This is a genomic window from Phytohabitans aurantiacus (genome assembly GCF_027923225.1).
GTDB classification, from domain to species: domain Bacteria; phylum Actinomycetota; class Actinomycetes; order Mycobacteriales; family Micromonosporaceae; genus Phytohabitans; species Phytohabitans aurantiacus.
This window is the reverse complement of record NZ_BSDI01000031.1, coordinates 34,936-58,552: the sequence shown is the minus strand read 5'-3', so window position 1 is coordinate 58,552 and position 23,617 is coordinate 34,936. Positions and strand designations below refer to the sequence as shown.

Here is a 23,617-nt window from a genome sequence, read left to right as displayed (position 1 = left end):
GTACGATCTCGTCATGAGCGGACCCGTGGTCGCGCAGGCATTACGGCGTCGACGTGTCTGTCATGACATGTCGCCGTCGGCGTGTGCCCTGGGCGCCGGGCGATCCGTTGTGCCCGCAGGGACTTCTCGCGGGGGAACTTGGCGGCCTTGATCCGGCGTTCGGACCGGCGTCGGGCGCGATCGTCGCACTCGGCAAGCAATAGTTCGGCGAGGAACCCGCGGTAAGACATCTGCTCACGCCCTGCCCGGTCGGCGTAGTCGGTGAAGGAGTTGCGGATGGTGGGCATTCGCAGCATCCGGCACGCTTGGTCGATCGCGGCGTCGGCTGCTTCTTCGGTCATTCCACGGCGCTTGGTGGTCACGGTGCGGCTCCTTCGTTCGGGGTGTCACGTCGGCTGGCCAACAGCTGGTCGTACTTCTCCACGCTCGGCAGCGGCCGGTGTCGGCCGGGATGTGGGCGCGGAGCCGGCGCTCGGTCAGCGATCGCACGGCAGGGATCTCGCCTTCTCCGCGTGCCCTGTCGCCGCTCATCAGGGCCTGGTGGTCCGCTGTCGTGTCGTCGGCTCCGCCATCTGCTGTGTCGTTGTACTTGCGCGCTTCCAACGCGACAGCGTCCGCGGTGAGCGCGCCTGCACGCAGCGCCGTCGCGAGTCCGGCGACGACGTGGTCGTGTGGAAGGTGCCGGTGCAGCATCAGGACCTCGATGAGGGCACGGGTGCCGTCGGCGTCACCGTGGGCCTTGCAGGCCGCGGCCCACCAGGCGTCGTGAACGGGCGTGAACCGCCCGGATGCCCTGGCCTGCTCCAGCGCTTTCGCACCGGGTAGCGCGCCGGGTTTGCGGAGGAGGACCTCGAGATAGTGGTCCAGGTCGACCCGGGTCGAGCCCTTGGACATGAGCCGTTCGTGGCGGGCGATCTCGGTCCTGCCGTCGAACACGACCAGGTCGCTGGCGTTCAGGAGCACCCGGGCTTGACGGCCGACCATGCGCGCGGGCACGGAGTACTTGTTCATCCGGACCGTGACCTGGGCGTGCCGGTCCACGCGCGGGGTGAACCAGCGGCCGGTCTCGAACGGCTCGGTCGGAAGGGGCGCGAGGAGTGGCTGCTCGGTGGCGAAGTGTTCCCCGACCGTGCGGGCGCGGGACCCGATCCGCCGGGCATCGTCGGCTTCGTCCCAGGCGTCGACCATAGCGTTGAGCTCGTCTAGGGAGTCGACCTCGGTCCTGTTGACTGAACTACTTGCTGCACCGCTCCTGATTCGGGTGCAGTAGAAGATCAGGTTGACTACGGTCGCTGCCCGTGGTCGAAGATGAGAATCTGTTTCGGGATCTGCGGTCGCTGGTCGTGCCGCGGGCGGGGTCGCTGCGGCGACCGGTGATCCGTGGGAGCCGTATCGGCTGCTGGATTCCTCGGGTGAGCCAGTGGCGGCCGCAGCCGTGTATTTCGTGGAGTTGCAGGCCGCCGGGCGGCCGGCGACAACCCAGCGCTCGTACGGGATGGCGTTACTGCGTTGGTTCCGGTTTCTCTGGGCGGTAGAGGTCGCCTGGCGGGAGGCGACCCGGATCGGGGCGCGGGACTTCTCTCGTTGGATCCAGATCGGCGCGAAGCCGGTCCGTCCGCATTGGCGGGCGCCGGACAAGCCCGTGGTGGTGAAGCCGAAACGGGTCAATGCGGTGACCGGCAAACGGCCGCCCGGCGAGAAGTACGCGCTCTCGACCATCGCGCATTGCGAGACGGTGCTGCGCAGCTTTTATGCTTTTCACCTGGACGCCGGGACCGGGCCGTTGGTGAATCCGTTCCCGCTGGCCAGAGCCAAACGAGCGCACGCGCATCACAACCCGATGGATCGGTTCGAGCCGCAGCGTGCCGGTCTGTATCGGCCTCGGCAGCCCAAGCGGATTCCGCGGCAGATCCCGGATGAGGTTTTCAACGATCTGTTCGCGCGGTTATCCAGCGACCGGGACCGGGCCTTGGTCGCCTTCTGGGTGTCGACTGGGGCGCGGGCTGCGGAGCTGCTGGGTGTGCTGCGCAGCGGCGCGGATCCGGGCCAGCAGCTGATCACCGTGGTGCGGAAGGGATCCCGAGCGATGCAGCAGCTGCCGGCGTCGCCGGACGCGTTCGTCTGGCTGCGGCTCTACCAGCAGCAAATCCACGGTTTGGCGCCGGCGGGACCGGACGACCCGTTGTGGTGGACGCTGCGCAAGCCGTTGCGGCCGCTGACCTATCACGCGGCCAGGGCGATGTTCGTCCGAGCCAACGCGTTGCTGGGGTCGAACTGGTCGCTGCACGACCTGCGACACACGGCGGCCTACCGTCTGGCTCGCGACCCGGGCATGCCGATCACCGACGTCCAGTGGGTTCTCGGTCATGCGTCGTTGACCACCACCCAGATCTATACGACTCCGACCCCCGCGGACGTCATCGACGCGGTGGTAGCCCATCACCGGCGCCGAGCCGAGCCCCGGCCGTCTGCGGAACCCGAGCCGCTGGGCTATCGCAAGGAGAGCCTGGACGTGTTGTTCGGCCGGAGGGACTCGTGACCACAACCACCGTCGGCCTGCAGACGCCGCGGACCTGGCAGGTCAGCAGTGAAGCCCAAGCGCTCATGGAGAGGTTCCCGCCCCGCCCGGTTCCCGGCGCTTGGCCCAGGACTCGCGAGAGCCGGGTGGTTTGGTGGGACGCCACCGGCGCCGGCCGCGACGGCCAGCGCGCTGACCTTCATCAGCTCGAGGCAGTCGCCGATCGTCACGTTGCGAACCGGAACTGGCCGACGTGCTCTCCGCGATCGTCTGCCGGATCCGCAACCCTGACGGCAGCGTCCCCCTCGTGGTCGCCTACGACCACCACGAAAAGATCTGGAATCCACCGATCCCTCTGCTTTTCCAACGCACCATCGCCCTGGAAACCCGGCCCATCCCGATCTCCGGCATCCGAGTCCTGGTCAGTAACGCTCTTGCTCGCACCGGGCTCACCGACGTCACCGGCAAACCGCTGGACTTCGCACCCCACGACTTCCGTCGGATCTTCACCACCGACGCCATCATGAACGGAATGCCGCCCCACATCGCTCAGCTCCTCCTGGGGCACAAGGACATCAACACCACGATGGGCTACAAGGCCGTCTATCCCGAGGAGGCCATCAACGGCCACAGGGCCTTCATCGCCCGCCGCCGCGGCATGCGACCCAGCGAGGAATATCGGCACCCCAGCGACACGGAATGGGACGAGTTCCTCGGCCACTTCGAGCGCCGCCGCCTCGCCCTCGGCGACTGCGGACGCGCATACGGCACCAACTGCATCCACGAACACAGCTGCGTTCGCTGCCCACTCCTTCGCGTCGACCCTGCCCAGCGGCAACGCCTGCTCGACATCCGCGACAACCTCACCACCCGCATCGCCGAAGCAGAACGCGAAGGCTGGCTCGGTGAAGCCGATGGACTCCGGGTCAGCCTCGCCGCCGCGAAAGAGAAACTGGCCCAGGCTGACGCCAGCCTTCAACGCCGGGTCGTTGCTGTCGCGATCGGTATACCTAGCTTCCGTGATGTCGCGGCACGCACTGTTACAACGTGATCATCGACTACTGTGGCCGGTCATGAGCCCGGACAACTGGTTGGCCGATACCCAAACCTCCTACGACACGGTCGCCGTCAACTATGCCGACCTAGTTCGCAACGCGCTCTCCGAGCTTCAGTACCTACGCTCTGCTCTGGCGTTGTTCGCCGACGGCGTGCTTGCTGCGGGTGGCGGCCCGGTAGCGGACATCGGTTGCGGCCCCGGACACATCACCGCCCATCTGCACGAACGCGGTCTCGACGCCTTCGGCGTCGACCTGTCCCCGGGGATGATCGCCGTCGCCCGGCACGACCACCCGCACCTACGGTTCGAGGTGGGGTCGATGACCAACCTGAGCCTCCCGGCCTCCTCACTGGCCGGTCTGCTCGCATGGCAGTCGTTGATCCACATACCCGACGAGGACGTGCCAACCGTCTTCGAACACTTCCGTCGATCCCTACGCCCGGGCGGGCTGTTGCAGCTGCTGTTCCACACCGGCGACAGGTCGCGACTAATGACCGAGGGTTACGGCGGCCACCCGATGAAGGTTTACGTTCACCGTCGGCAGCCAGACAAGGTGACCGGCTGGCTGCGTGACACCGGATTCGCGGTCGAGGCTCAACTCCTGCTCAACAATCCAGACGGCGAGGTCTCACAAGCTGTTCTCTTCGCACGCCGCGAACTCGGCGTGTAGTTCAGAGAAGGGATAGGGACGAGGTGGTTCCGTCGGAACCAGCCGATCTGCCCCTCGACACCGCCCTTCTCGTGCGCACCTTGGATTCCGGGCTGGCAATAGAAGGCTTCGATGCCGTAGTGGGAACGGACGGCGGTCCACCTGTCGGCCTCGACCCGCTGGCGGGAGAACCCGATTACGCTCGCGACGGCGGCCTTGAGGTTGTCGTAGCGGATCTTCCCGGTCGGCACCCCGCCGAGCACCTTGAAGGCGTGGACGTGACCCTCGAAGAAGGCTTCCTGCCCAGCCGAGGCACTGACCCTGTGCACGGCCTTGCCCGAGTAGGAGAGCCGAAGGCTGAACAGCGCGCAGGTTACGAGCTCGCCGCGCAGGCGGATGGCGACGTCGCCGAAGTCAACCTCGGCCTCGCGGCCCGGGAGGTGCTCTTGCGGGATGAACGCGTTGGCAGGTTCCCGTCCGACCTCGACGCGAATCTCACGGCGTCGGGTGGCGACGTACTCGCGGACCATCCAGTACGACACCACCCCGGCCCCGTCATGTTCGTCAAGCAGGCGATCGAAGATCCGCTTCGCCGTGTGTCGCTGCTTCCGCGGCGCGTCGAGGTCCGAGCGCAGCCAGTCGTCGATCACCACTCGGTACGCGTCAAGCCGTGAGCCGCGTTTGGGCGGTTGCTTTCTCTCCTTCGGCCATGCAGATTCCAGCGCCGCTGTCACGGTTCGGAAGCCGACGCCGTGCTTGCGCTGCAGCGCGCGGTTGGACATCTCAGATCGGGCATCCCGTCGGATCGCCGCGTACAGGTCGACCCGGGAACGCGGCTGCGTCATCGGTGGCACTCCTGACGTGAGCACGCCGTGGGCACGACTTTCGGCACCGGGCCACCGCCCGGGAACGGTGACCGCATGCGACCACAGCCCGGAATGACTGGCCCCTACCGAGGTGCCTGGTCATGTGCTGCGCAGGGGTTCGGTGGGCGGTACTGAGGCGGCCCGGAGTGCGGGGTACGACCGACGACGGAGCCGATGAGCCGCGAGTAGGCCAGATCGAGTCCCACTGAAGCCCAGGTCAGTACGACGGCCCGGCCTTGCGTGGCGACGAAGACGTTGGTGACGAGCACGCCCAGGATCAGGCCTGTGATGCCGTCGACGACATCAACCTCGACACCACCTGTCCGCCCCGTGTCCCTGGCGCGACGAAGATCTGCTTGCGCGGTGCCTAATCGGTCTTCCCGCAACACCTCGCGGGCCCCTCAGTGTTCGCTGCTGAAGAACCGTAGCAACAGCGGGCCGACGGTCTGTGGGTCGACGACGTGATCCGGCCCCTCGAGGGTCTCCCGTTGAGCGTGGGGTAGTAGGTCTGCAAGCTCGTCGGCTGCGCGGTCGAAGAAGTCCGAGGGCAGGCCTGCCATATAAGGGACCGTGATCGGCCCTCCGGTGGTGACCAGGACCGGTTGGGTGACCGTTGCCAGTCGATCGGCCGGCAATTGGTAGTGGTTGAGGAAGACGCTGTCGTGGACCAGCGTGGGCGCGAGGGCGACCGAATCCGCCCAATGCGCCGTCTGCTTGCCTGCCGCTTTCCTGGCCGCGATGTTGTCGTCGGAGGCGCCGGTCATGCGCATGAACAGTTCGAGAACCTCCTCGTCTCGCCCGGCGTCGAAGGCGCGTCGGGTGTCTGCGATGTACTCCTCGAATCGCGGGCGTATGTCGTCCCCGACCGCGTAGGGCACCTCCCAGACGGCGATCGTGTCGATGGCTGACCCGGCTGCGGCGGCTTCCAGCGCCAGCGCGCCGCCTGAGGACGCCCCGAACAGGTGTGCCGAGCCGCCCGCCTCCGCGATCAACGCATCCAGGTCCTCGATCTCCCTTTCCACGGCGTACGGCTCGGTGAAGCCGCTCGCGCCGCGTCCCCGACGGGCATAGTTGTAGACCGTGAAGTGCTCGGCGAGAGCCGGCGCCAAGGGAGCGTTCTCCACCCCGTCGTCGAGTGCCCCGCCCACCAGAATGACGGCCGGACCGCTTCCTTCCCTGTCGTAGGCGATGGTGGTGCCATCGTTTGATGTCACGCGAAAGGCCATCTCGTTCATCTCACATCTCCGTTCGAGAGGTTTGTCTCAGCGCCTGAGCAGCGTGCCGACGACGGCCTCGGTGCGCGACCACCGCACCCTTGCGATCACGGCCGCCACGACGAGAAGGGCGAGCGGCAGCCAAGGGCTCTGCTCGAGCACGAACTGATCGGTGACGACAGCACCGGTCAGCAATGCCGCCAACCCGAGACTGGCCAGGCCCGCCAGAGCCGGGATCAGAAGTCCAACCCCTCCCGCGATCTCCAGCGCTCCGACCAGGTACCGGAGCCACTGGCCAGCCCCGATGTCGGCGAACATGTCCACCATGACGGGGTCGCCGGCGAGCTTCGAGATTCCGCCGCCGGCGATTATCGCCGCCAGCACGACTTGCAGAATCCAGACCCCGATGCTGGTCGCCCGCCCGGGCGTGTGCGCAACGGTTTCCGAGTTGTTCTTGGGGATGGTGCTCATTCGTCTCTCCTTGTCGTGTCCGGGCCTGGTACCGGTGATGGCGTTGGCCGAGTAGGCCGGGTTGTCGGAGTTGATTTCGACCAAGTGCTCGCGGTAGCGGCATCTACTTCTTGTTGCGGTAGAGGACCATGGTGATGGGACCGAAGACCGCGACGAGAAGTACGGACGAGACGAGCACCCAGCCGATTTCCCCGGCGGGCACCGAGCCGTGCATCAGGCCGCGTACCACGGTCGCCAGGTGGGTGATCGGGTTGACCTCGACGACCGCCTGCATCCACCCGGGCATCGTCTTCGGGTCCACGAAGATGTTGCTCACGAACGTCAGCGGGAACATCACCATCATGCTGACTCCCGCCACCGAGTTCGGCGTGCGCAGGATCAGGCTGAGCATCGTCCACAGCCACGACAGGCAGAACGAGAACACCAGCAGCAGCACCACCGAGAGCACCACGCCGACGGCGCCACCCTCCGGCCGGAACCCTAGGACCAGTCCGAGCGTGATGACGATCGCCGACCCGATCGAGTAGCGCACCAGATCGCCGAGCAGGGCGCCGACAAGCGGGGACGGTCGCCACACCGGAAGTGACCTGAACCTGTCGAACACCCCCTTCTGGATGTCGGTGTTCAGCGTTATGCCGGTGTTCATGGTGATCATGACGTTCGCCTGCACCAGGATGCCGGGCAGCAGGAACTGCAGGTACTCCTGAGTCGACCCGGCGAGCGCGCCACCGAACAGGTAGGTGAACATCAGCGTGAACATGATCGGGAACATGGTCACGTCGACGAGCTGCTCGGGCACGTGTTTGATCTTCAGCAAAGCGCGCCAGCCGAATGTCAACGAGGTGAGCACCGGGCCGGGGCTGGACGGCCGCTCGCCGGCCAACAGCACACTGCGCAGCGCGTCCTCGGTGACCGGCGCCGACGCCTGCTCCGCGGTCGTGGCATTCATGCGGCATCCTCCTCGGGTGTCTCCTCGGCGGCGTGTCCGGTCAGGGTGAGGAACACCTCGTCCAGGCTCGGCTGACCGAGCGCGAACTCGGTGACGTCGATGCCGCTGCGGAACAGCTCGGCCAGGGCGCGGGCGACCCGCTCGGGGTCGGAGATCCGCGCGGACAGCGCGGCCGGGTCGGCGGACGGCTCGGCCGGCACCTCGAGGACGCCGGCGAGGACCCGTTCGGCCTCGGCCCGCTGCTCGGGCGCACGTAGCCGTACGTGCAGCGAGCCGGCGCCGACCGATGCCTTGAGCTCGCCGCTCGAGCCCTCGGCGATCACCTTCCCGTGGTCGATCACCGCTATCCGGTCGGCCAGCTGGTCGGCCTCGTCGAGGTACTGCGTGGTCAGCAACACGGTGGTGCCCTCGGCGACCATGCCCCTGACGATTTCCCAGACCTGGTTCCTGCTGCGCGGGTCGAGCCCGGTCGTGGGTTCGTCGAGGAAGATCAGTTCGGGGGTGACGACCAGGCTCGCCGCGATGTCGATGCGCCGGTGCATCCCGCCGGAGTACTTCTTCACCTGCCGGTCGGCCGCCTCGGCAAGACCGAACGCGTCGAGCAGGTCGGTCGCCCGCTGCCTGCCTCGGCGGCGTGAGTAGCCGAGCAGCCTGGCGAGCAGCAACAGGTTCTCCACCCCGGTGAGGTCCTCGTCGACCGACGCGAACTGCCCGGTGAGGCCCACCCTGCTCCGCACCGCCTGGGCGTCACGCACGACGTCGTAGCCGAGCACTTGCGCCTCTCCGGCGTCGGGGCGCAGGAGCGTGGCCAGCATGCGGATCGTGGTGGTCTTGCCCGCCCCGTTCGGACCGAGCACGCCGTACACGCCCCCGGCGCTCACGGCCAGGTCCACACCGGCGACCGCGTGGGTCGTGCCGAAGCTCTTCTTCAACCCTCTCGTCTCGATCGCGAACTTTCCCATGGGTTCGATTCCTTCTCTCGGTGTTGCGAACGGATTGCTTGAGCTAGTCAAGTTTGACTACTTGGCCAGAGTGCACGAGGAGGAAACGTCTAGTCAAGGTTGATTAGACGGGCATCTTGAGGTGACCGGGGGCCGTTCGCCACGAACCCGGATCATCGGCCATGGTGTAGGCGCCCTCAGACAGTCGTTTGCTCAGGCTCTTCGCCCACTCCAGTTCGGTGCGTGCGTGTCCCGCCCACAGTTCGGCCTGATCGCGGACGTGTTCGGGAATGTCGGGGTTCGGGTTCTCCCACCCCTTGGCCTGCTCTACGAGCTCCGCTTCCAGGCGCGCGACCCGCTCGTTAACCTGCGCGATAGCATCTGTCCTGGTCAGCATGGGCAACATGGCGATGGCCGCGTCGAGCATGGTGGGGTCATGGGTGCGCCGCAGACCGTCGCGGACCAGTTCGACTATCTCGTCACGTCCCCGAGCTGTCGCGCGGTACAAAACGCGCTCCGGCCCAGAGTTGCCCGGCTCGGCGTGTTCGGTGAGGAGGCCATCAGCCGCCGCCTTCTTCAGCGCGTGATAAATCGAGCCGGGCTTGATCTTGGCCCAAATCTCCGCACCCCAGCTCTGCAGTTCGGACCGCACCTGGTAGCCATGCGCGCCGCCGGAGAGGTGCACGATACCGAGTACCAGGAGCTTCGTCGCCGACACGCGCCCACCTCCGCTCAACCCTCTCGTCTCGATCGCGAACTCTCCCATGGGTTCGATTCCTTCTCTCGGTGTCGCGAACGGATTGGTAGAGACTAGTCCAGTTTGACTACTCGGCCAGAGTACGCGAGGAGGAAACGTCTAGTCAAGGTTGATTAGACGGGCATCTTGAGGTGTCCGGGGACCGTTCACCACGAACCCGGATCATCGGCCATGGTGTAGGCGCCCTCAGACAGTCGTTTGCTCAGGCTCTTCGCCCACTCCAGTTCGGTGCGTGCGTGTCCCACCCACAGTTCGGCCTGATCGCGGACGTGCTCGGGGGCGTCCCGATTGGGGTGCTCCCGCCACTTGGCCTGCACTACGAGCTCCGCTTGCGCGCCCGCCAGGGTGGTGTCAACTCCCACCAACACTAGGGTGCCCTCCTGGTCCGGGTGGTGTCAGCACTGACCTACAAGCGGTGCTGGTGGGGGCCCCAAAGCCAGGTGGCTGAACAGTGCGACAGCCCATCCCGGTCGCGGTAGCCTCGCTCAGTCAACCAGGAGCACGTCTCGCCATGCTTCACACAGATGAGGGGCTCTCGATGAGTTTCGACCTCTATGTTTGGCACGAGCCCGCGGCGATCACGGCAGAGCTCGCGCGGACGAAGCTTGAGCGGTGGGCCGAGGGCGACACAGACGTCTTCCCGCCGCATCCTGCCGTACCGCTCATGCGTGACGCCCTCCTGGAACGCTTCCCCGCGCTGGAGTCACTCAGTGATGACGACATCGACGCCGGCGTCTGGAGTGTCACGCCGCAAACATCTGATTCACTGCTGGCATTGTCGTGCGTGTGGTCCCGAGCCGACGAGGTAGCCGCCGCCGTCCGGTGCCTGGCAGCCGACCACGGCCTGGTCTGCTACGAGCCCGGCTACCACATCCTCGACCCGAACGCCGCTGGCCACGTTCCCGAGTTCACTTTGACGTCCGCGACGCTGCCAACCGTGCCCGATCCGGACCAGCGGCGCGTCGAGTGGACCATCGGCAAGCTCGGCAGCGACAACCACTTCGCGATCCTCCAGCGCGCCGACGAATGGTATGCCCAGGTCGGCTACGGAGACCAGGTTGGCGCCCCGGCTGGAACGTACGTCTTGGAATACCGTGAAGGATCCGCCGACAGACACTTCCACACTCACACCCGTGACATTGTCGAGGCAACGCGGTTCCTGCAGGAGTTCCTCGCGGGCACGGAAAACTGGAAACGCCGTCATCTATGGCAACCGTTGACGGCACAGTAACGACCTCAAATGCGAGCAGCCGTCGAAGACCGCCCGCTCGGCCTCCTCGGCGATCAACTCGCGGAACCGCTTGACCTTGGGCGCTGTGATAGTCCTTCGGCGGGATGGAGCGGCCGGCGGGCAACTCCCGGTTGCTGAGGGTGGGGCTCAGTGCCAGCGTGTGCGCGCGCGGGACGCCTGCCAGGGAAACCCGCCACGGCATGGCGAGCACGCCGAGCGGGGCCTGTACCCGGACTCCTTCCGGGGTCGACTCAACCCGCGGCCAGCCGGCCCAGATGGCCGTCAGCTGAAGTCCGGTCGCCCCGACGCCCGCCAATCCCAGGGTCGTCGAGAACACGGGGGTCCAAGGCAGCGTCCACACTGGACAGCGTCCAGAACGGCGGCGCGATGCCGGGGAAGTCGCGGTGGCGGAGCAGGAGCGCCTTCCCTGCCAGCGTTTCGACTAGGCGAAATGGTTGCTTCGAATGCGCATTCTCACATGCCCCCTACGAATCATTGCGGCGAGCAGGAGCCCCTTCGTACCATTCCACGCAAGATCCATTAACGACCATTGTGGACACAGCCGTTCGTTCATGGGAGGAACACCATCATGTTCAAGTACAAGAGGGCTGCGGGCATCCTCGCCGGTGCCGCGTCCATGGTCGCCGTTCTCGCCGCGCCGGCGGCCGCGTTGGCAGACACCGTGACGTCGCCGATCGGCACGATCACCGCAGAGCAGTACCTCGGAAACTACTGCGATGACCACGGGGCCGACGTCCTGGTCACTGTCGCTGCTGGTCTCGCCGGAGCAACCTACACCGCCGACACCACCGGTGCACTCTCCGGTTCGGCGACCTTCGTTACCGACAGCAGCGGGAACGGCACCGTCCACCTGCACAACGTCAACACCGCAACCGGTGGCCTCAAGGGCATCGCCCAGGTGACCGTAAGCACCGCCGGCACGACCGTTACCGTTCCCGCCACCATCAGCTGCGAGAGCCAGCAGGGCGACTGACACACCGAACTACCGCGCGGACCGACCCACACCGGATCGGTCCGCGTGACCGTGAGGCGAGCTAAGGGCATGGCCGGCCAGCGGCAGACCCAGACGACAACCAGCCTCGGCTCGACCGCCCCATCGACCCGATCGGCAGGCGGCAACCGAGTCGAGCCCGTCCGCTGGCGCGAGCGTGTACAAGCTGCGGGTCACAGGTCAACGGCTGCCGCTCGCGGCCCTCGCTGAGGACGGCCGGGTCGAGAAGCCCGGCCCGGATAAACGAACAGCGCACGCGCCTTGTCTCATACGACCAGGGGCCGGCCGGGCGCCGCCGTCGACTCGCGCCGCACGAACTGGGCGCTGACACGCCGCGGCTCCGGGACGTCGCCCTCGCTGAGGGCCGCGACGATCTGGTGCACCGCCTCCTCACCGGCGAGATCGAGCGGCGTGCGGATCGTCGTGATCGGCGGTGAGGTGAAGTCGGAGCCGAAGATGTCGTCGAAGCCGACGATGCTCAGCTGCGACGGCACGTCGACGCCCGCGCAGCGGCAGGCGCGGAGCAGGCCGATCGCCATCAGGTCGTTGTAGGCCACCACCGCGCTGACGCCGGACGCCCGCACCCGCCGGAATCCCTCCTGTCCCCCATCGAGGGTTGGCGCGCCGGGACCGATTTCGACGATCGTCATGCCGCGGCGTGGCGCCTCGTCGAGCAGGGTCTCCCAGCGCACCCGGCTCATCCATGACACGCTCGGCCCGGACAGGTACGCGAGTGACGTGTGGCCCAGTACGGCGAGGTGGTCGAGCGCGTCGCGGATGCCGGGCACGACATCGGGAACCACGCCGGGCACGCCGTCGACCACGCGGTTGATCAGGACGAGGGGCTTGCGTTCCGCGAGCGCCCCTATCGACGCGTCGTCGAGGCGGGAGGCGACCAGGACCAATCCGTCGACGGATTGGAGCAACCGCTCCGCGCTCTCCGCCTCGAGCTCGCCGGACTCCTGCGACTCGGCGATGACGAGCGTGTAGCCGGCCGCGGCGGCGACCCGCTCCGCACCGCGTACGAGCGTGAAGTACACCGGGTTGGTGATGTCGGTGAGGATCAGGCCGAGGGTGTTGGTGCGGCCGGTGGGCAGGGCTCGCGCCATCGGGTTGGTCCGGTAGTTGAGCGCGGCCGCGGCTTCCCGGATGCGCTGTTCGGTCTTGGCGTTGACCCGCCCCGGTTTGTTGAGGGCACGCGAGACCGTCGACGGGCTCAGGCCGAGGTGCCGGGCGATGTCATAGATCGTGGCCGCTGGTTTCCGGTTGCCATGTCCGCGTCGCGCCGGGCCGGGCTGCTCCTGGTTCACCGCTCTCCCTCGATGCGCTGTGGGCTCCATGGTGGCGGGCCGCGCCCGGAATGGCAACCGGTTGGCAAAACGGCCCTGAACTCGTCTCGGCAACACCGTGCCTGATTATGGCAACCGGTTGACAGGAACGTCACGACATGCTGAGCTTGCGGCAACACGGGGGAAACAAGCGGGACCTCAGCTGGGTAATCGGGTCGCATGGCAACCGATTGCCTTGATGGCCCGTGTCCAGCCAAGGGAGTCTCGATGTCATCTACCGCTACGCGCGGCCGGGCGCTCCGCTCGGTCGCCTTCCTCGCCGCGACGGCCACCGCCACCGCCCTGGCGCTCACCGCGTGCTCGTCCGACGCCCAGGAGCCCACCGCCGCCGCCGCGCACAACCTCGCGCTCGCCGTCGTCACTCCCCCGAACTCGCTCGATCCGGCTCAACTCGCGGACGGCCAGCAGATGTTCGTGTGGGGGTCGGTCTTCGACACGCTCCTGTACAAGGAGAACAAGACCGGCGAGCTCAAGCCCAACGCGGCGGAGAGCTGGGAGTACAACGAGGACGGCACCCAGCTGACCCTCAAGCTCCGCAAGGGCATGACCTTCAGCAACGGCCGCCCCGTGACCGCGAAGGCCGTCGAGGCGACGATGCGGCGCACGATGACCACCCCCGGCGTCTTGAAGATCAAGTACTCGGCGGTGAAGTCTGTGACGGCCGTCGACGACAGCACGGTGCTGGTCGAGTTCACCCGCTTCGACCCGCAGTTCGTGCCGAACCTGACCCTCGGCGCGGGCGCGATCGGCGACCCGGACACGCTGGCCGACAAGCGCACCGCGACCGATCCGATCGGCTCCGGACCGTACACACTGGACACCGCCGCGACCGTGCCCGGGTCCAAGTACGTGCTGAAGAAGCGCAACGACTACTGGAACGCGAGCGCGTATCCGTTCACGACCCTCACCGTGCGCGTGCTGCAGGACCCGACCGCGTCGTTCAACGCGCTCCAGGCCGGCGAGATCAACGCCGGGACGGTACAGGCTCAGCTTCTCGGGCGCCTGGACAAGAACGCCTTCTCCACCACCAGGATCGAGGCGCAGGCGGTCATGTACGTCGACATCCTCGACCGCAAGGGCGAGAAGTGGCCGGCGCTCGGTGACGTGCGGGTGCGCCAGGCGATCAACTACGCCATCGACCGTGAGGGCATCCTGAAGGGCCTCCTGCAGGGCAACGGCAAGGTGACGAACCAGATCTTCAGCCCGTACGGGAAGGTCTACGACGCGTCGCTCGACAGCACGTACCCGCACGACGCCGCCCGTGGCAAGGAACTGGTCCGGGAGGCCGGATACGCGGGCACGACATTCAAGATCCCGAGCACGTTCCTGTCGACGTCTTTCGAGGCGAGCATCTCGCAAGCGTTCAAGGACATCGGCCTGGGTCTGGAGTGGGTGTCGGTGCCGCCCCAGCAGGCGCAGACGGCTCACCTGTCCGGCGACTACCCGCTCTCGTTCCAGATCACCGGGTTCAACTCCGATCCCGGCGACGCCAACCTCCACTTCGGACCCGACGGCTTCGCGAACCCGCGTCACTACAAGGACGCCACCACCGACGGCCTCTTCGGGACCATCAACACCACGGTCGACTTCGACAAGGCGCTGCCCGCGTACAAGCAGCTCAACGAGTACGCCGTCAAGCAGGCGTTCGAGGCGCCGATCGTCTTCACCGGCGGAACCTGGGCGACCGCCAAGGGAATCACGATGCTCGACGACGGCAAGGCCCCGTCGACCGCGAGACTGTTCGGCCTCGCCTAGCGCGATCGGGAGCGACAATGCTTGCCTACATCTCCCGCAGGCTCGCCGCCGGCCTGGTCCTGGCGCTACTGGTCACGCTCATCACCTTCCTGATGCTGAGCCTGTCGTTCCAGGATGTCGTCAGGACCATCCTCGGCCAGTCGGCGACGCCCGAGTCGGTCGACGCCATGACCAAGCAGCTCGGCTACGACCGGCCGGTACTGGTCCAGTACGGCGACTGGCTGCTGCACCTGTTCCGTGGTGACCTCGGCAGCTCGGTCTACACCTCGCTCCCGGTCGCCTCGTCGGTGCTCCAGCGGCTCGGCGTGACCCTGTCCATCATCGTCCCCGCCCTGATCATCACGGTGTTGCTGAGCACGTTCCTCGGTGTGTGGGCCGCCTCGCGCGGCGGCATCGCCGACCGCGTCGCGCAGGGCCTGTCGCTCGTGGGCTACATCGTTCCGGGCCTGCTGCTCGCGATCGCACTGGTCTACGTCTTGGCGGTACGGGCCAAACTGCTGCCGGCGACCGGGTACACGCCGCTCGCCGAGAACCCGGGAGCATGGCTGCGCAGCATCGCGATCCCGGTGGTCGTACTGGTCATCGGCGGCGTGGCGAACATGGCGGCGCAGGTACGCGGCCGCATGATCGACGAGCTGCGCCGCGACTACGTACGCACCCTGCGCACCCGCGGCATCTCCACCACGTCGATCGTGGTCAGGCACGCCCTGCGCAACGCCGCGAGCCCCGCGCTCACGGTGCTGTCGCTGGAGTTCATCCAGATGTTCGGCAGCGCGCTCATCATCGAGAACGTCTTCGCGCTCCCCGGCTACGGCAGCTACGCGTTCAACGCCTCCCTACAGGGCGACATCCCCGTCATCATGGGCATCACGATCTTCGGTGTGCTGCTGGTGACCGTCGTCAACCTCGGCACCGACCTGGCCAACGGCTGGCTCAACCCGAAGGCGAGAGTCCATTGAGCACTTGGCGCAAGCTGCTACGCGACCCGCAGGCCGCGGTCACCGGCTCCATCCTCATACTCATCTTCGCGGCGGGACTGTCGACGCCGCTCCTCGCGCAGCACGGCCCCAACGAGTCCGACCTCAGCATGGTCAACGCTCCGGCCGGCACACCCGGATACCTCCTCGGGGCCGACGAGAGCGGACGCGACATCCTCTCCCGGCTCCTGCACTCCATCAACACCAGCGCGGTCTCCGCGCTGATCGGCACCGGGGTCGCCCTCGCCGTGGGGGTGTCCGCCGGACTCGTGGGCGGCTACTTCGGCGCCCGCACCCGGGCGATAGCCGAGTGGGCGTTCAACCTCGTGATGACGTTCCCGGGCCTGTTGCTGCTCATCCTCCTGATGCCGGTGACCGGCGGCGACTACCGGTACACGATGCTGATCTTCGGGGTGTTGCTGTCGCCGGGCATCTACCGCATCGTGCGCAACCTCGTCCTCGGTGTGAAGAACGAGCTCTACGTCGACGCGGCCCGCGTATCGGGCCTGGGCAACGCGCGCATCCTCGGCCGCCACGTGCTGTCGGTGGTGCGCGGCCCCATCATCATCGCCGCGGCGTTCATGATGGGCGCGTCGATCGCCACCCAGTCCGGGCTCGCCTTCCTCGGCGTCGGGTCGAAGGAGATACCCAGCTTCGGCGACATGATCTCGTCCGGCTTCCGGAACCTCTACGTCGCGCCGACGCAGTTCCTCTGGCCCAGCCTGCTTCTCGGGCTCATCACGGCCTCGCTCGTGCTGCTGGGCAACGCCTTGCGCGACACCCTCGCGGGTTCGCGGCCCCAGCCGGCGAAGGTCGGCCAGGGGCAGCGCGCCGAGGTGACGCCACAACCGCCAGCGGCCGCCGACCCGGAGGCGCTGCTGGAGATCCGCGACCTCACGATCGCGTATCCCGGGCCCGGCGGGCAACCGCGCGAGGTGGTACGCGGGGCGACGCTCGCGATCCACCGTGGACAGACGGTGGGGCTCGTCGGCGAATCGGGGTCGGGCAAGACGCAGACCGCGTTCGCGGTGCTCGGCGTGCTGCCCGACGAGGCGGTCGTCACCCGCGGCTCCATCGTGTTCGAGGGGCGGGAGCTGATCGGGCTCTCCGACAGTGAGATGCGACCGCTGCGCGGCAAGCAGATCGCGTACGTCCCGCAGGAACCAATGTCCAACCTGGACCCTTCCTACACGGTCGGAGCGCAACTCGTCGAGGGCGTGCGGTCGGCCCTGGGCATCTCGAAAAGCGAGGCGAAGACCCGCGTCCTCGCGCTGCTCGAGCGTTGCGGCATCGCCGATCCCGAGCGGACCTTCGACTCGTACCCGCATCAGCTCTCCGGCGGCATGGCACAGCGCGTGCTGATCGCCGGCGCCGTCGCGAGCCGCCCCAAGCTGCTGATCGCCGACGAACCCACCACGGCCCTCGACGTGACCGTCCAGGCCGAGATCCTCGACCTGCTCCGCGACCTGCAGGCCGAGCTGAACATGGCGGTGCTGCTCGTCACGCACAACTTCGGCGTCGTCGCGGACATCTGCGAGCGCATCGCGGTAATGGAACGCGGCCAGATCGTCGAGTCGGGCGACGTGCTGGAGGTCCTGCGCGGTCCGCGGCACGAGTACACGCGGATGCTCCTGGACTCGATCCTCGACCACACCGCCCCGATCAGAGAGGCGAGCCGATGACCGGGCCGCTGCTCGACATCACCGACCTTCGGGTCGCGTTCCGTCCCCGCGGATTCCGCGCCCGCCCGCTGGAGGTGCTACACGGCGTCTCGCTCCAGGTCGGCGCCGGCGAGACCCTCGGCCTCGTCGGCGAGTCCGGCTCGGGCAAGACCACGATCGGCCGCACCGTGCTCGGCCTGGTGCGGGCCAGCGGCGGCAGCGTCCGCTTCGAGGGGCGCGAGATCGGCGGGCTGGGCGCGCGCCAGCGCCGCGCGCTCGCCAAGGACATCCAGGTCGTCTTCCAGGACCCGTACAGCTCGCTGAACCCGTCCATGACCATCGGCGACATCCTCACCGAACCGCTCGTGGTCCAGGGCGCGACCGCCAGGGAGGCCCGCACCCGGGTCCGCACCCTGCTGGACCAGGTCGGGCTCCCGTCCGACGCGGCCGACCGCCTCCCGCGCGAGTTCTCCGGCGGGCAGCGGCAGCGCATCGCCATCGCCCGCGCGATCGCCCCCGAGCCCAAGCTCATCGTCTGCGACGAACCCGTCTCGGCGCTCGACCTGTCGACCCAGGCGCGCGTGCTGGACCTGTTCATCGACATCCAGCGCCGCACCGGCGCCGCCTACCTGTTCATCTCGCACGACCTCGCGGTGGTGCGGCACATCAGCCACCGCGTCGCGGTGCTGTATCGCGGCGAACTCGTCGAGACCGGCCCCGCGGCCACGGTCACGAGCACCCCCGAGCACCCCTACACCCGCAGGCTCCTGCTCGCCGCACCGGTCGCCGACCCGATCGAGCAGCGCAAGCGCCGCGAAGCACGCCGCCAACTCACCCCCCACCCAACAACCTGACCCCGCCCCACCCCGCGCCGACCGGGCCGCGCCGGGCCGGCCGGGCCGCGCCGATCAAGGGCAATCGGATCGATCAAGGGCAAAAGCACGCGGAAATGAGATCCAACCGCGTGCGTTCGCCCTTGATCGGCGGAAGGGGCGTGGCGAGGCGACATGCCGTCACGGGCGCGCGGCAGCGCCGGGGGAAGGACCGGCGCGGGCTGGCTTGCCCCCTTTCACCCGCCTGCGGGGCAAGGGCTTCTTGATCGACGAGGCTGGGGCAAGGTCAACACCAGACCCGGGATCTGAGCTACCGCGACGTCCGCCGCGCGCATGACCGCTGCTCCCGCGGCCTCACCCTCCGCGACTCCACGACCAACAGCACATTCGGCGCGCGGCGGCGGCGGAATGGACATCGACATCGCCACGATCCACACCAAGCGTCGCCGCGGCGCGAGCAGCGCGCGGAGCGGAGTGAGGTCGCGCGTTGCTTTGCTCTGCTTCCGCGGAGGAAACACCTCGCGTCCGCTATCCGGACGCCGACCGCTTCCTATACGGAAGCAGAGCAAAGCAGGTCGCGACACCTGGCGACGGGGTGGGTTGTGGGGCCGCGGAGGGTGAGGCCGCGGGAGCAGCGGTCTTGCGCGCGGCGGGCGTCGCGGTAGCTCGGTGCTCGGATTAGATTTTCCGCCAGCGGCGGCGGATGGCGTGGGCGGCGGCCTTGGGGCGGCGGTCGCGGGTGAAGACGCCCTTCTTGTTGCCGTCGACGCGGATGATCGCCGTTTGGGTGGCGAAGTCGGCGAAGTTCCAGATGTGTTCGCCGACGACGGCGTCGACCCGGTCGAAAACGCGGTGGTACATCTCCAGCAGGCGGGTCTGGTACTCCTCGGACCATGGCGTGTCGACGACGGCGTGGAGGCCGGCGATGGCGTCCGCGCCGTACTCGCTGACGATGATGGGCTTGCCGTGCCGGTCGGCCCAGGCGCGCAGCTCGGCTTCCAGCGCGGGTTCGGCCAGTGCGAGGTCGCCGGTGTGCGCGTACCAGCCGTAGTACCGGTTGACCATGATGATGTCCGCGAGGTCGGACAGGGCGCACGTGTCCGGGCGGTCCGCGATCATGTTGGTGAACCCGACCGGTCGGGTGGGGTCGAGCTTGCGCGCCTCGGCGAACAGCGGCGCGAAGTAGTCGCGGGCCTCCTGGCCGGATGCGTCGGGCTCGTTGGCTACGCACCACATCACGACGCTCGGGTGGTTGCGGTCGCGGTCGATGAGCTCCCGCACCGCCTGGAGGTGGTTGCGCTGGGTCGCGGACCCGATGGTCTGCTCGGTGTACGTCGGGGGCATGTCGGTGCGGCCGTAGGTCACCAGCACGCGCAGGTTCATGCCGACGGCGGCGGTCTCGTCGATGACGACGATGCCGTGCCGGTCGGCGTAGTCCAGGACCTCTTCCGCGTACGGATAGTGCGCGGTGCGGAAGGAGTTGGCGCCGATCCACTCCATCAGCTCGAAGTCGTGCACCATGAGCGCGTCGTCGTGGCCCTTGCCCCGGATCGGCGCGTCCTCGTGCTTTCCGAAGCCGCGGAAGTAGAACGGCTCGCCGTTGATGAGAAACTCGGTGCCGCGTACCTGCACCGTGCGCACGCCGACGGGCTGGGTGTAGCTGTCGACGAGGTTGCCGTCCGCGTCGTGCAGGCTCGCCTCCAGCTCGTACAGGTAGCCGTCGCCCGGCGCCCAGGGGTGCACGTCCGGTACGGTCAGCGTCCCCTCGGCGCCCTCGGACTCGGCGACCTGGACGCCGTCGGCGTCGCGCAGGATCACGCGCGGCTCGGCGTTGCCCGTCTGCTGGATCGCGTACCGGACGGTGCCGGTGCCGCCGTCGAGCCCCGTGTCGACCGAGACGCTCGTGATGTGGGTCGGCGGCGTGGTGTAGAGCCAGACCGAGCGGTGCAGACCGGCGTAGTTGAAGAAGTCGTGGAAGTAGTTCTGGGTCCGCCCGTTGGCCGTCTGCTGCTGGATGCCCGGCGGCACGGACGCCCAGGAGAGCTCGTTGTTGACCACGACGGTGACGCGCACCGTGCCGCCCGGCCGCACGTGGTCGGTGATGTCGACCTCGAAGGGCGTGTAGCCGCCTTCGTGTTCGGCGACCGCGGCGTCGTCGACCCACACCACCGCGCGGTGCGTGGCCGCGTCGAACCGCAGGACGATCCGCTCCCCCGTCCAGCGCCGCGGCACCCGCACCGTCGTCTGGTACCAGGCGTCGCCGACGTGGTCCCGGACGGCGAGGTCGGGCACGATGTCGTTGTAGCTGGCCGGCACCGGCATCTCCCGGGCCTGGTCCAGCTTGGCGCGCCACCAGCCGGCGGTACGGCCCGCGCCCTCCGGGTCCAGCCGGAACGTCCACAGGCCGTTCAGGCACTTCCGCTCGCGGGTGGGACTGTCTTGGGGTCGAAGCATGGGCATCAGTAGGCCTCCGGCTCGTCCGTGCCAGCAAGCGGTTGCCGGCTGTTGCCGTCCAGTCGCGCGCGGATCGCGTCGAGGGTGCGGAAGACCTCGATGGTCGCGGCGGCGTCGTGGTCGGGGTGCTGTGGCCACCCGCGCTCGATGGCCTCGCTGACCGCGCGGAGCATCGGCACGAAGCCGTTGCCCTCCCGCGGCAGCTCCGTCGGTGGTGGGTTGCCGAACATCGCCTGCCACGAGCCGGCGTGCAGCGTGTACGAGGTCGTCGCCCAGAACATCGGTGGGATGCCGATCCAGCCCTGTGTGCCGTTGACCGCCGCGGACGGTTCCACGAACTCCACCATCGACGCGGCCAGGTGCGCGTAGCGGCCGCCGGTGTATTCGAGCGTGACGTGTTCGGCGACGTCGATGCCGTTCGCCAGCACCACGCCGGCCGCGTGTACGGCCTCGGGTGGCCCGAATACGGCGTGTGCGAGGGTCACCGGGTAGATGCCCTGGTCGAGCAGGGTGCTGCCGCCGCGCTCCGGATCCCACTTGCTGCCCGTGCCGTCGCCGGGCATCGGCAGGCCGAAGCCGGCGCGCACGCTGCGCGGCTCGCCGATGCGCCCCTCGGCGACCAGCCGGAGCACCTCCCGGAAGCCGGGGTTGAACTTCATCCACATCGCTTCCATGAGGAACCGCCCGCGCTCGGCCGCGAGGGCGAACAGGTCGGCCACCTCGGCGGCCGTGCGTGCGATGGGCTTTTCGACGAGTACGTGTTTGCCGGCTTCCAGTGCTGCTCGCGCCATCCGGTGGTGCGTCGCGAACGGCGTCGCGAGGTAGACGGCGTCGATGGCGGGATCGGCGAGCAGCGTGTCGTAGTCGTCGAACGCGGCCGCGATGCCGTGTTCGGCGGCGAAGGAGTCGGCTCTGGCGCGGCTGCGACCGAAGACCGCGGCGACGGCTGTGTCGGGCATCGAGAGCAGGTCGGGTACGAATCGTTGGGAGATCGTTCCGGTGCCGATGACGGCCCAGCGCACGGCCATGTGAGCTCCCTTGTTAGCTTGTTGGCAGTGGATTGCCAGGAATCGAGGGTGAGGTCGTCACGATGGGCGAACCGGTTGGCCTCGCTCCTCGCCTCGCAGCTGTCCACTCTGGAGATCACTCGACGGTTTGCGGCCGCCTAGTCGCTTCCAGCGCGCCCGCAGCGCGTGGGCGGCGGCCTTGGGCCTGCGGTCGCGGGTGAACACACCCTTCTTGTTGCCGTCGACCCGGTGGATGCCGTGCGAGGTCTGGAAGTCGGCGAAGTTCCACACATGCTCGCCGACGAAGGCGTCGATCCGGTCGAACACCCGGTGGTTCATGTCGAGGTAGGCACGCTGGTACTCCTCGGTCCACGGTGTGTCCCACACCGAGTGCAGCCCGGGCATGGTGTCGGCGCCGTACTCGCTCATCATGATCGGCTTGTGGTACTTCCCGGCCCAGCCGCGCAGGTCGTGTTCCAGGTACGCCTCCGCGGTCGCGAGGTCGCCGGTGGCCACGTACCAGCCGTAGTAGCGGTTGAGGCACAGCACGTCGAAGAGGTCGGCGATGCGGTCGTTCTCGTGCCGGGCGAAGATGACGGTCGCGTAGCACACCGGGCGGGTGGGGTCGAGCTTGCGGGTGAGCTCCACCAGCGGCTCGAAGTACTCGCGGGCACCGTCCTCATGAGACGACGGCTCGTTGGCGATGCACCACATCACGACGCTCGGGTGGTTCTTGTCGCGCGCGATCAGCTCCCGGATCGCGTCGGCGTGCGCCTCCCGGGTGGCCTCGCCGAAGGTCTCCGGCGAGAAGGTGGGGCGGGGCGGCACGCCGGTGAGCCCGCCCTCCACCGCCAGGTTGAGCCCGACCGCCGCGGTCTCGTCGATGACGACGATGCCGTGCCGGTCGGCGAACTCCATCACCTCCTCGGCGTACGGGTAGTGCGAGGTCCGGAACGAGTTCGCGCCGATCCAGTCCAGGAGCTGGAAGTCGTGGACGAGGTAGGCGTCGTCGTGGCCCTTGCCACGCACCGGAGTGTCCTCGTGTTTGCCGAATCCGGTGAAGTAGAACGGCTCGCCGTTGATGAGAAACTCCGTGCCGCGCACCTCGACCGAGCGCACACCGAACGGCTCGGTGTAGCTGTCGACCACCTGGTCGCCGTCGAGGACCTCGACGAGCAGGGCGTACAGGTAGGCGGCGCCGGGCCGCCACGGCGTCACGTCGGGGATCCGCAGGGTGCCGCTGGTCCCGTCCGCCGCCGCGACGGACGCACCGGTGGCGTCGAGCACGACGACCCGTACCGGGGCCGGCGCGCTGGTCTGTACCGAGTACTCGACCGTCCCGGTGCCCGCGTCGAGGCCGGTCACGATCGTGACGTCCTGGACGTGTGTGGCGGGCCGGCTGTAGAGCCACACCGAGCGGGCCAGGCCGGCGTAGTTGTAGAAGTCGTGCAGGTACGTCTGCTGGCGCCGGCCGTCCTGGGTGACCGTGATCGTGCCGGGCGGGATCGTCGTATTGGTCAGCTCGTTGTTGACGCCAATGGTGAGTCGGAACTCCTGCCCCGCGCCCACGTGCGCGGTGATGTCGGCTTCGAATGGCGTGTATCCGCCGACGTGCTCGGCCACCAGGACGCCGTCGACGTAGACCTTGCCCTCGTGGGTGGCGGCGTCGACGCGCAGCATCACCCGCTCGCTGGACCAGCCGCGCGGCACCCGCACCTCGCGCTGGTACCACGCCCAGCCGACGTGGTCGCGGATCGCGCTGTCGGTGAACAGGTCGTTGTAGCTGGCGGGTACCGCCGCCTCCAGCGCGCTGTCCAGCGGGCCGGTCCACGGCTGGTCACCGCCGACCGAGAAGCGCCACAGCCCGTCGAGGTTGACCAGCTCGCGGGTGGGGGTGGATCGGGGTTTCAACATCG

At 68.0% G+C, this 23,617-nt stretch carries 22 protein-coding genes; 9 read left to right on the top strand and 13 right to left on the bottom strand.

The genetic code is table 11. The features are described from left to right. Window positions 1–11: 11 nt before the first annotated feature. Window positions 12–287 (bottom strand): ATP-binding protein, encoded by a 276-nt coding sequence (locus tag QMG73_RS27575; RefSeq protein ID WP_281900412.1) that lies wholly within the window; start codon window positions 285–287, stop codon window positions 12–14. Continuing rightward, window positions 235–1,188, bottom strand: coding sequence for a Mu transposase domain-containing protein (locus QMG73_RS27570; protein ID WP_281900410.1), 954 nt, complete (start codon window positions 1,186–1,188; stop codon window positions 235–237). Before QMG73_RS27570 ends, QMG73_RS27575 begins: the two co-directional genes overlap by 53 nt. A gap of 232 nt (window positions 1,189–1,420) precedes the next feature. On the opposite strand from QMG73_RS27570, the gene QMG73_RS27565 reads away from it, so the two are divergent. From QMG73_RS27565 to QMG73_RS27555, 3 genes are all read left to right on the top strand, one after another. After that, complete coding sequence (locus QMG73_RS27565; protein WP_281900408.1) at window positions 1,421–2,539, top strand: tyrosine-type recombinase/integrase; 1,119 nt, start codon at window positions 1,421–1,423, stop codon at window positions 2,537–2,539. Window positions 2,540–2,825: 286 nt separating this feature from the next. Then, a complete protein-coding gene (locus tag QMG73_RS27560) occupies window positions 2,826–3,569 on the top strand; it encodes a site-specific integrase (protein ID WP_281900406.1) in 744 nt (247 codons plus the stop codon). Between the two features lie 22 nt (window positions 3,570–3,591). Next, window positions 3,592–4,245 (top strand): class I SAM-dependent methyltransferase, encoded by a 654-nt coding sequence (locus QMG73_RS27555; protein ID WP_281900405.1) that lies wholly within the window; start codon window positions 3,592–3,594, stop codon window positions 4,243–4,245. On the opposite strand, the gene istA is transcribed toward QMG73_RS27555, so the two are convergent. The 7 genes from istA to QMG73_RS27520 form a co-directional block, all read right to left on the bottom strand. Then, window positions 4,170–5,069, bottom strand: coding sequence for an IS21 family transposase (istA, locus tag QMG73_RS27550; protein WP_281900404.1), 900 nt, complete (start codon window positions 5,067–5,069; stop codon window positions 4,170–4,172). The two genes, QMG73_RS27555 and istA, sit on opposite strands and share 76 nt — an antisense overlap. 422 nt (window positions 5,070–5,491) lie before the next feature. Next, on the bottom strand, window positions 5,492–6,325 hold the full coding sequence (locus QMG73_RS27545; RefSeq protein ID WP_281900403.1) for an alpha/beta fold hydrolase: 834 nt from the start codon (window positions 6,323–6,325) through the stop codon (window positions 5,492–5,494). A gap of 27 nt (window positions 6,326–6,352) precedes the next feature. Beyond that, window positions 6,353–6,775: a DoxX family protein gene (locus QMG73_RS27540; protein WP_281900402.1), complete on the bottom strand. Its 423-nt coding sequence runs from the start codon at window positions 6,773–6,775 to the stop codon at window positions 6,353–6,355. A 103-nt stretch (window positions 6,776–6,878) separates the two neighbouring features. Then, complete coding sequence (locus QMG73_RS27535) at window positions 6,879–7,724, bottom strand: ABC transporter permease (protein ID WP_281900401.1); 846 nt, start codon at window positions 7,722–7,724, stop codon at window positions 6,879–6,881. Continuing rightward, on the bottom strand, window positions 7,721–8,686 hold the full coding sequence (locus QMG73_RS27530) for an ATP-binding cassette domain-containing protein (RefSeq protein ID WP_281900399.1): 966 nt from the start codon (window positions 8,684–8,686) through the stop codon (window positions 7,721–7,723). Before QMG73_RS27530 ends, QMG73_RS27535 begins: the two co-directional genes overlap by 4 nt. A 103-nt stretch (window positions 8,687–8,789) precedes the next feature. Continuing rightward, entirely contained in the window at window positions 8,790–9,431 is a 642-nt protein-coding gene (locus QMG73_RS27525; RefSeq protein ID WP_281900398.1) for a PadR family transcriptional regulator, read from the bottom strand. 137 nt (window positions 9,432–9,568) lie between these two features. Further along, the gene (locus QMG73_RS27520) at window positions 9,569–9,784 is read right to left on the bottom strand and encodes a hypothetical protein (protein ID WP_281900396.1); all 216 of its coding nucleotides are present in this window, start codon (window positions 9,782–9,784) and stop codon (window positions 9,569–9,571) included. Between the two features lie 176 nt (window positions 9,785–9,960). Between QMG73_RS27520 and QMG73_RS27515 the strand changes: the two genes are divergently transcribed. Both QMG73_RS27515 and QMG73_RS27510 read left to right on the top strand, forming a co-directional pair. After that, window positions 9,961–10,653, top strand: coding sequence for a hypothetical protein (locus QMG73_RS27515; protein ID WP_281900394.1), 693 nt, complete (start codon window positions 9,961–9,963; stop codon window positions 10,651–10,653). Window positions 10,654–11,242: 589 nt separating this feature from the next. Next, entirely contained in the window at window positions 11,243–11,647 is a 405-nt protein-coding gene (locus tag QMG73_RS27510) for a hypothetical protein (protein ID WP_281900392.1), read from the top strand. A gap of 284 nt (window positions 11,648–11,931) precedes the next feature. On the opposite strand, the gene QMG73_RS27505 is transcribed toward QMG73_RS27510, so the two are convergent. Then, a complete protein-coding gene (locus QMG73_RS27505; RefSeq protein ID WP_281900390.1) occupies window positions 11,932–12,975 on the bottom strand; it encodes a LacI family DNA-binding transcriptional regulator in 1,044 nt (347 codons plus the stop codon). A gap of 246 nt (window positions 12,976–13,221) precedes the next feature. Here QMG73_RS27505 and QMG73_RS27500 point away from each other — a divergent pair, with 246 nt between their 5' ends. Genes QMG73_RS27500 through QMG73_RS27485 form a run of 4 tightly spaced genes read left to right on the top strand, consistent with a single transcriptional unit; the run spans window position 13,222 to window position 18,261 of the window. Further along, window positions 13,222–14,769, top strand: a complete 1,548-nt coding sequence (locus tag QMG73_RS27500; RefSeq protein ID WP_281900388.1) for an ABC transporter substrate-binding protein — start codon at window positions 13,222–13,224, stop codon at window positions 14,767–14,769. Window positions 14,770–14,786: 17 nt separating this feature from the next. Further along, window positions 14,787–15,728, top strand: a complete 942-nt coding sequence (locus QMG73_RS27495; protein ID WP_281900386.1) for an ABC transporter permease — start codon at window positions 14,787–14,789, stop codon at window positions 15,726–15,728. Further along, window positions 15,725–17,428, top strand: a complete 1,704-nt coding sequence (locus QMG73_RS27490) for a dipeptide/oligopeptide/nickel ABC transporter permease/ATP-binding protein (protein WP_281900384.1) — start codon at window positions 15,725–15,727, stop codon at window positions 17,426–17,428. Before QMG73_RS27495 ends, QMG73_RS27490 begins: the two co-directional genes overlap by 4 nt. Next, on the top strand, window positions 17,425–18,261 hold the full coding sequence (locus QMG73_RS27485; protein WP_281900382.1) for an ATP-binding cassette domain-containing protein: 837 nt from the start codon (window positions 17,425–17,427) through the stop codon (window positions 18,259–18,261). Before QMG73_RS27490 ends, QMG73_RS27485 begins: the two co-directional genes overlap by 4 nt. A 657-nt stretch (window positions 18,262–18,918) precedes the next feature. Here the strand turns inward: QMG73_RS27485 and uidA (QMG73_RS27480) are convergent. The 3 genes from uidA (QMG73_RS27480) to uidA (QMG73_RS27470) are packed head-to-tail and all read right to left on the bottom strand — an operon-like array spanning window position 18,919 to window position 23,615. Then, complete coding sequence (uidA, locus tag QMG73_RS27480) at window positions 18,919–20,694, bottom strand: beta-glucuronidase (protein WP_281900380.1); 1,776 nt, start codon at window positions 20,692–20,694, stop codon at window positions 18,919–18,921. Between the two features lie 5 nt (window positions 20,695–20,699). Beyond that, the gene (locus tag QMG73_RS27475) at window positions 20,700–21,722 is read right to left on the bottom strand and encodes a Gfo/Idh/MocA family protein (protein ID WP_281900379.1); all 1,023 of its coding nucleotides are present in this window, start codon (window positions 21,720–21,722) and stop codon (window positions 20,700–20,702) included. Between the two features lie 57 nt (window positions 21,723–21,779). Then, window positions 21,780–23,615, bottom strand: coding sequence for a beta-glucuronidase (gene uidA / locus QMG73_RS27470; protein ID WP_281900377.1), 1,836 nt, complete (start codon window positions 23,613–23,615; stop codon window positions 21,780–21,782). Window positions 23,616–23,617: the final 2 nt, after the last annotated feature.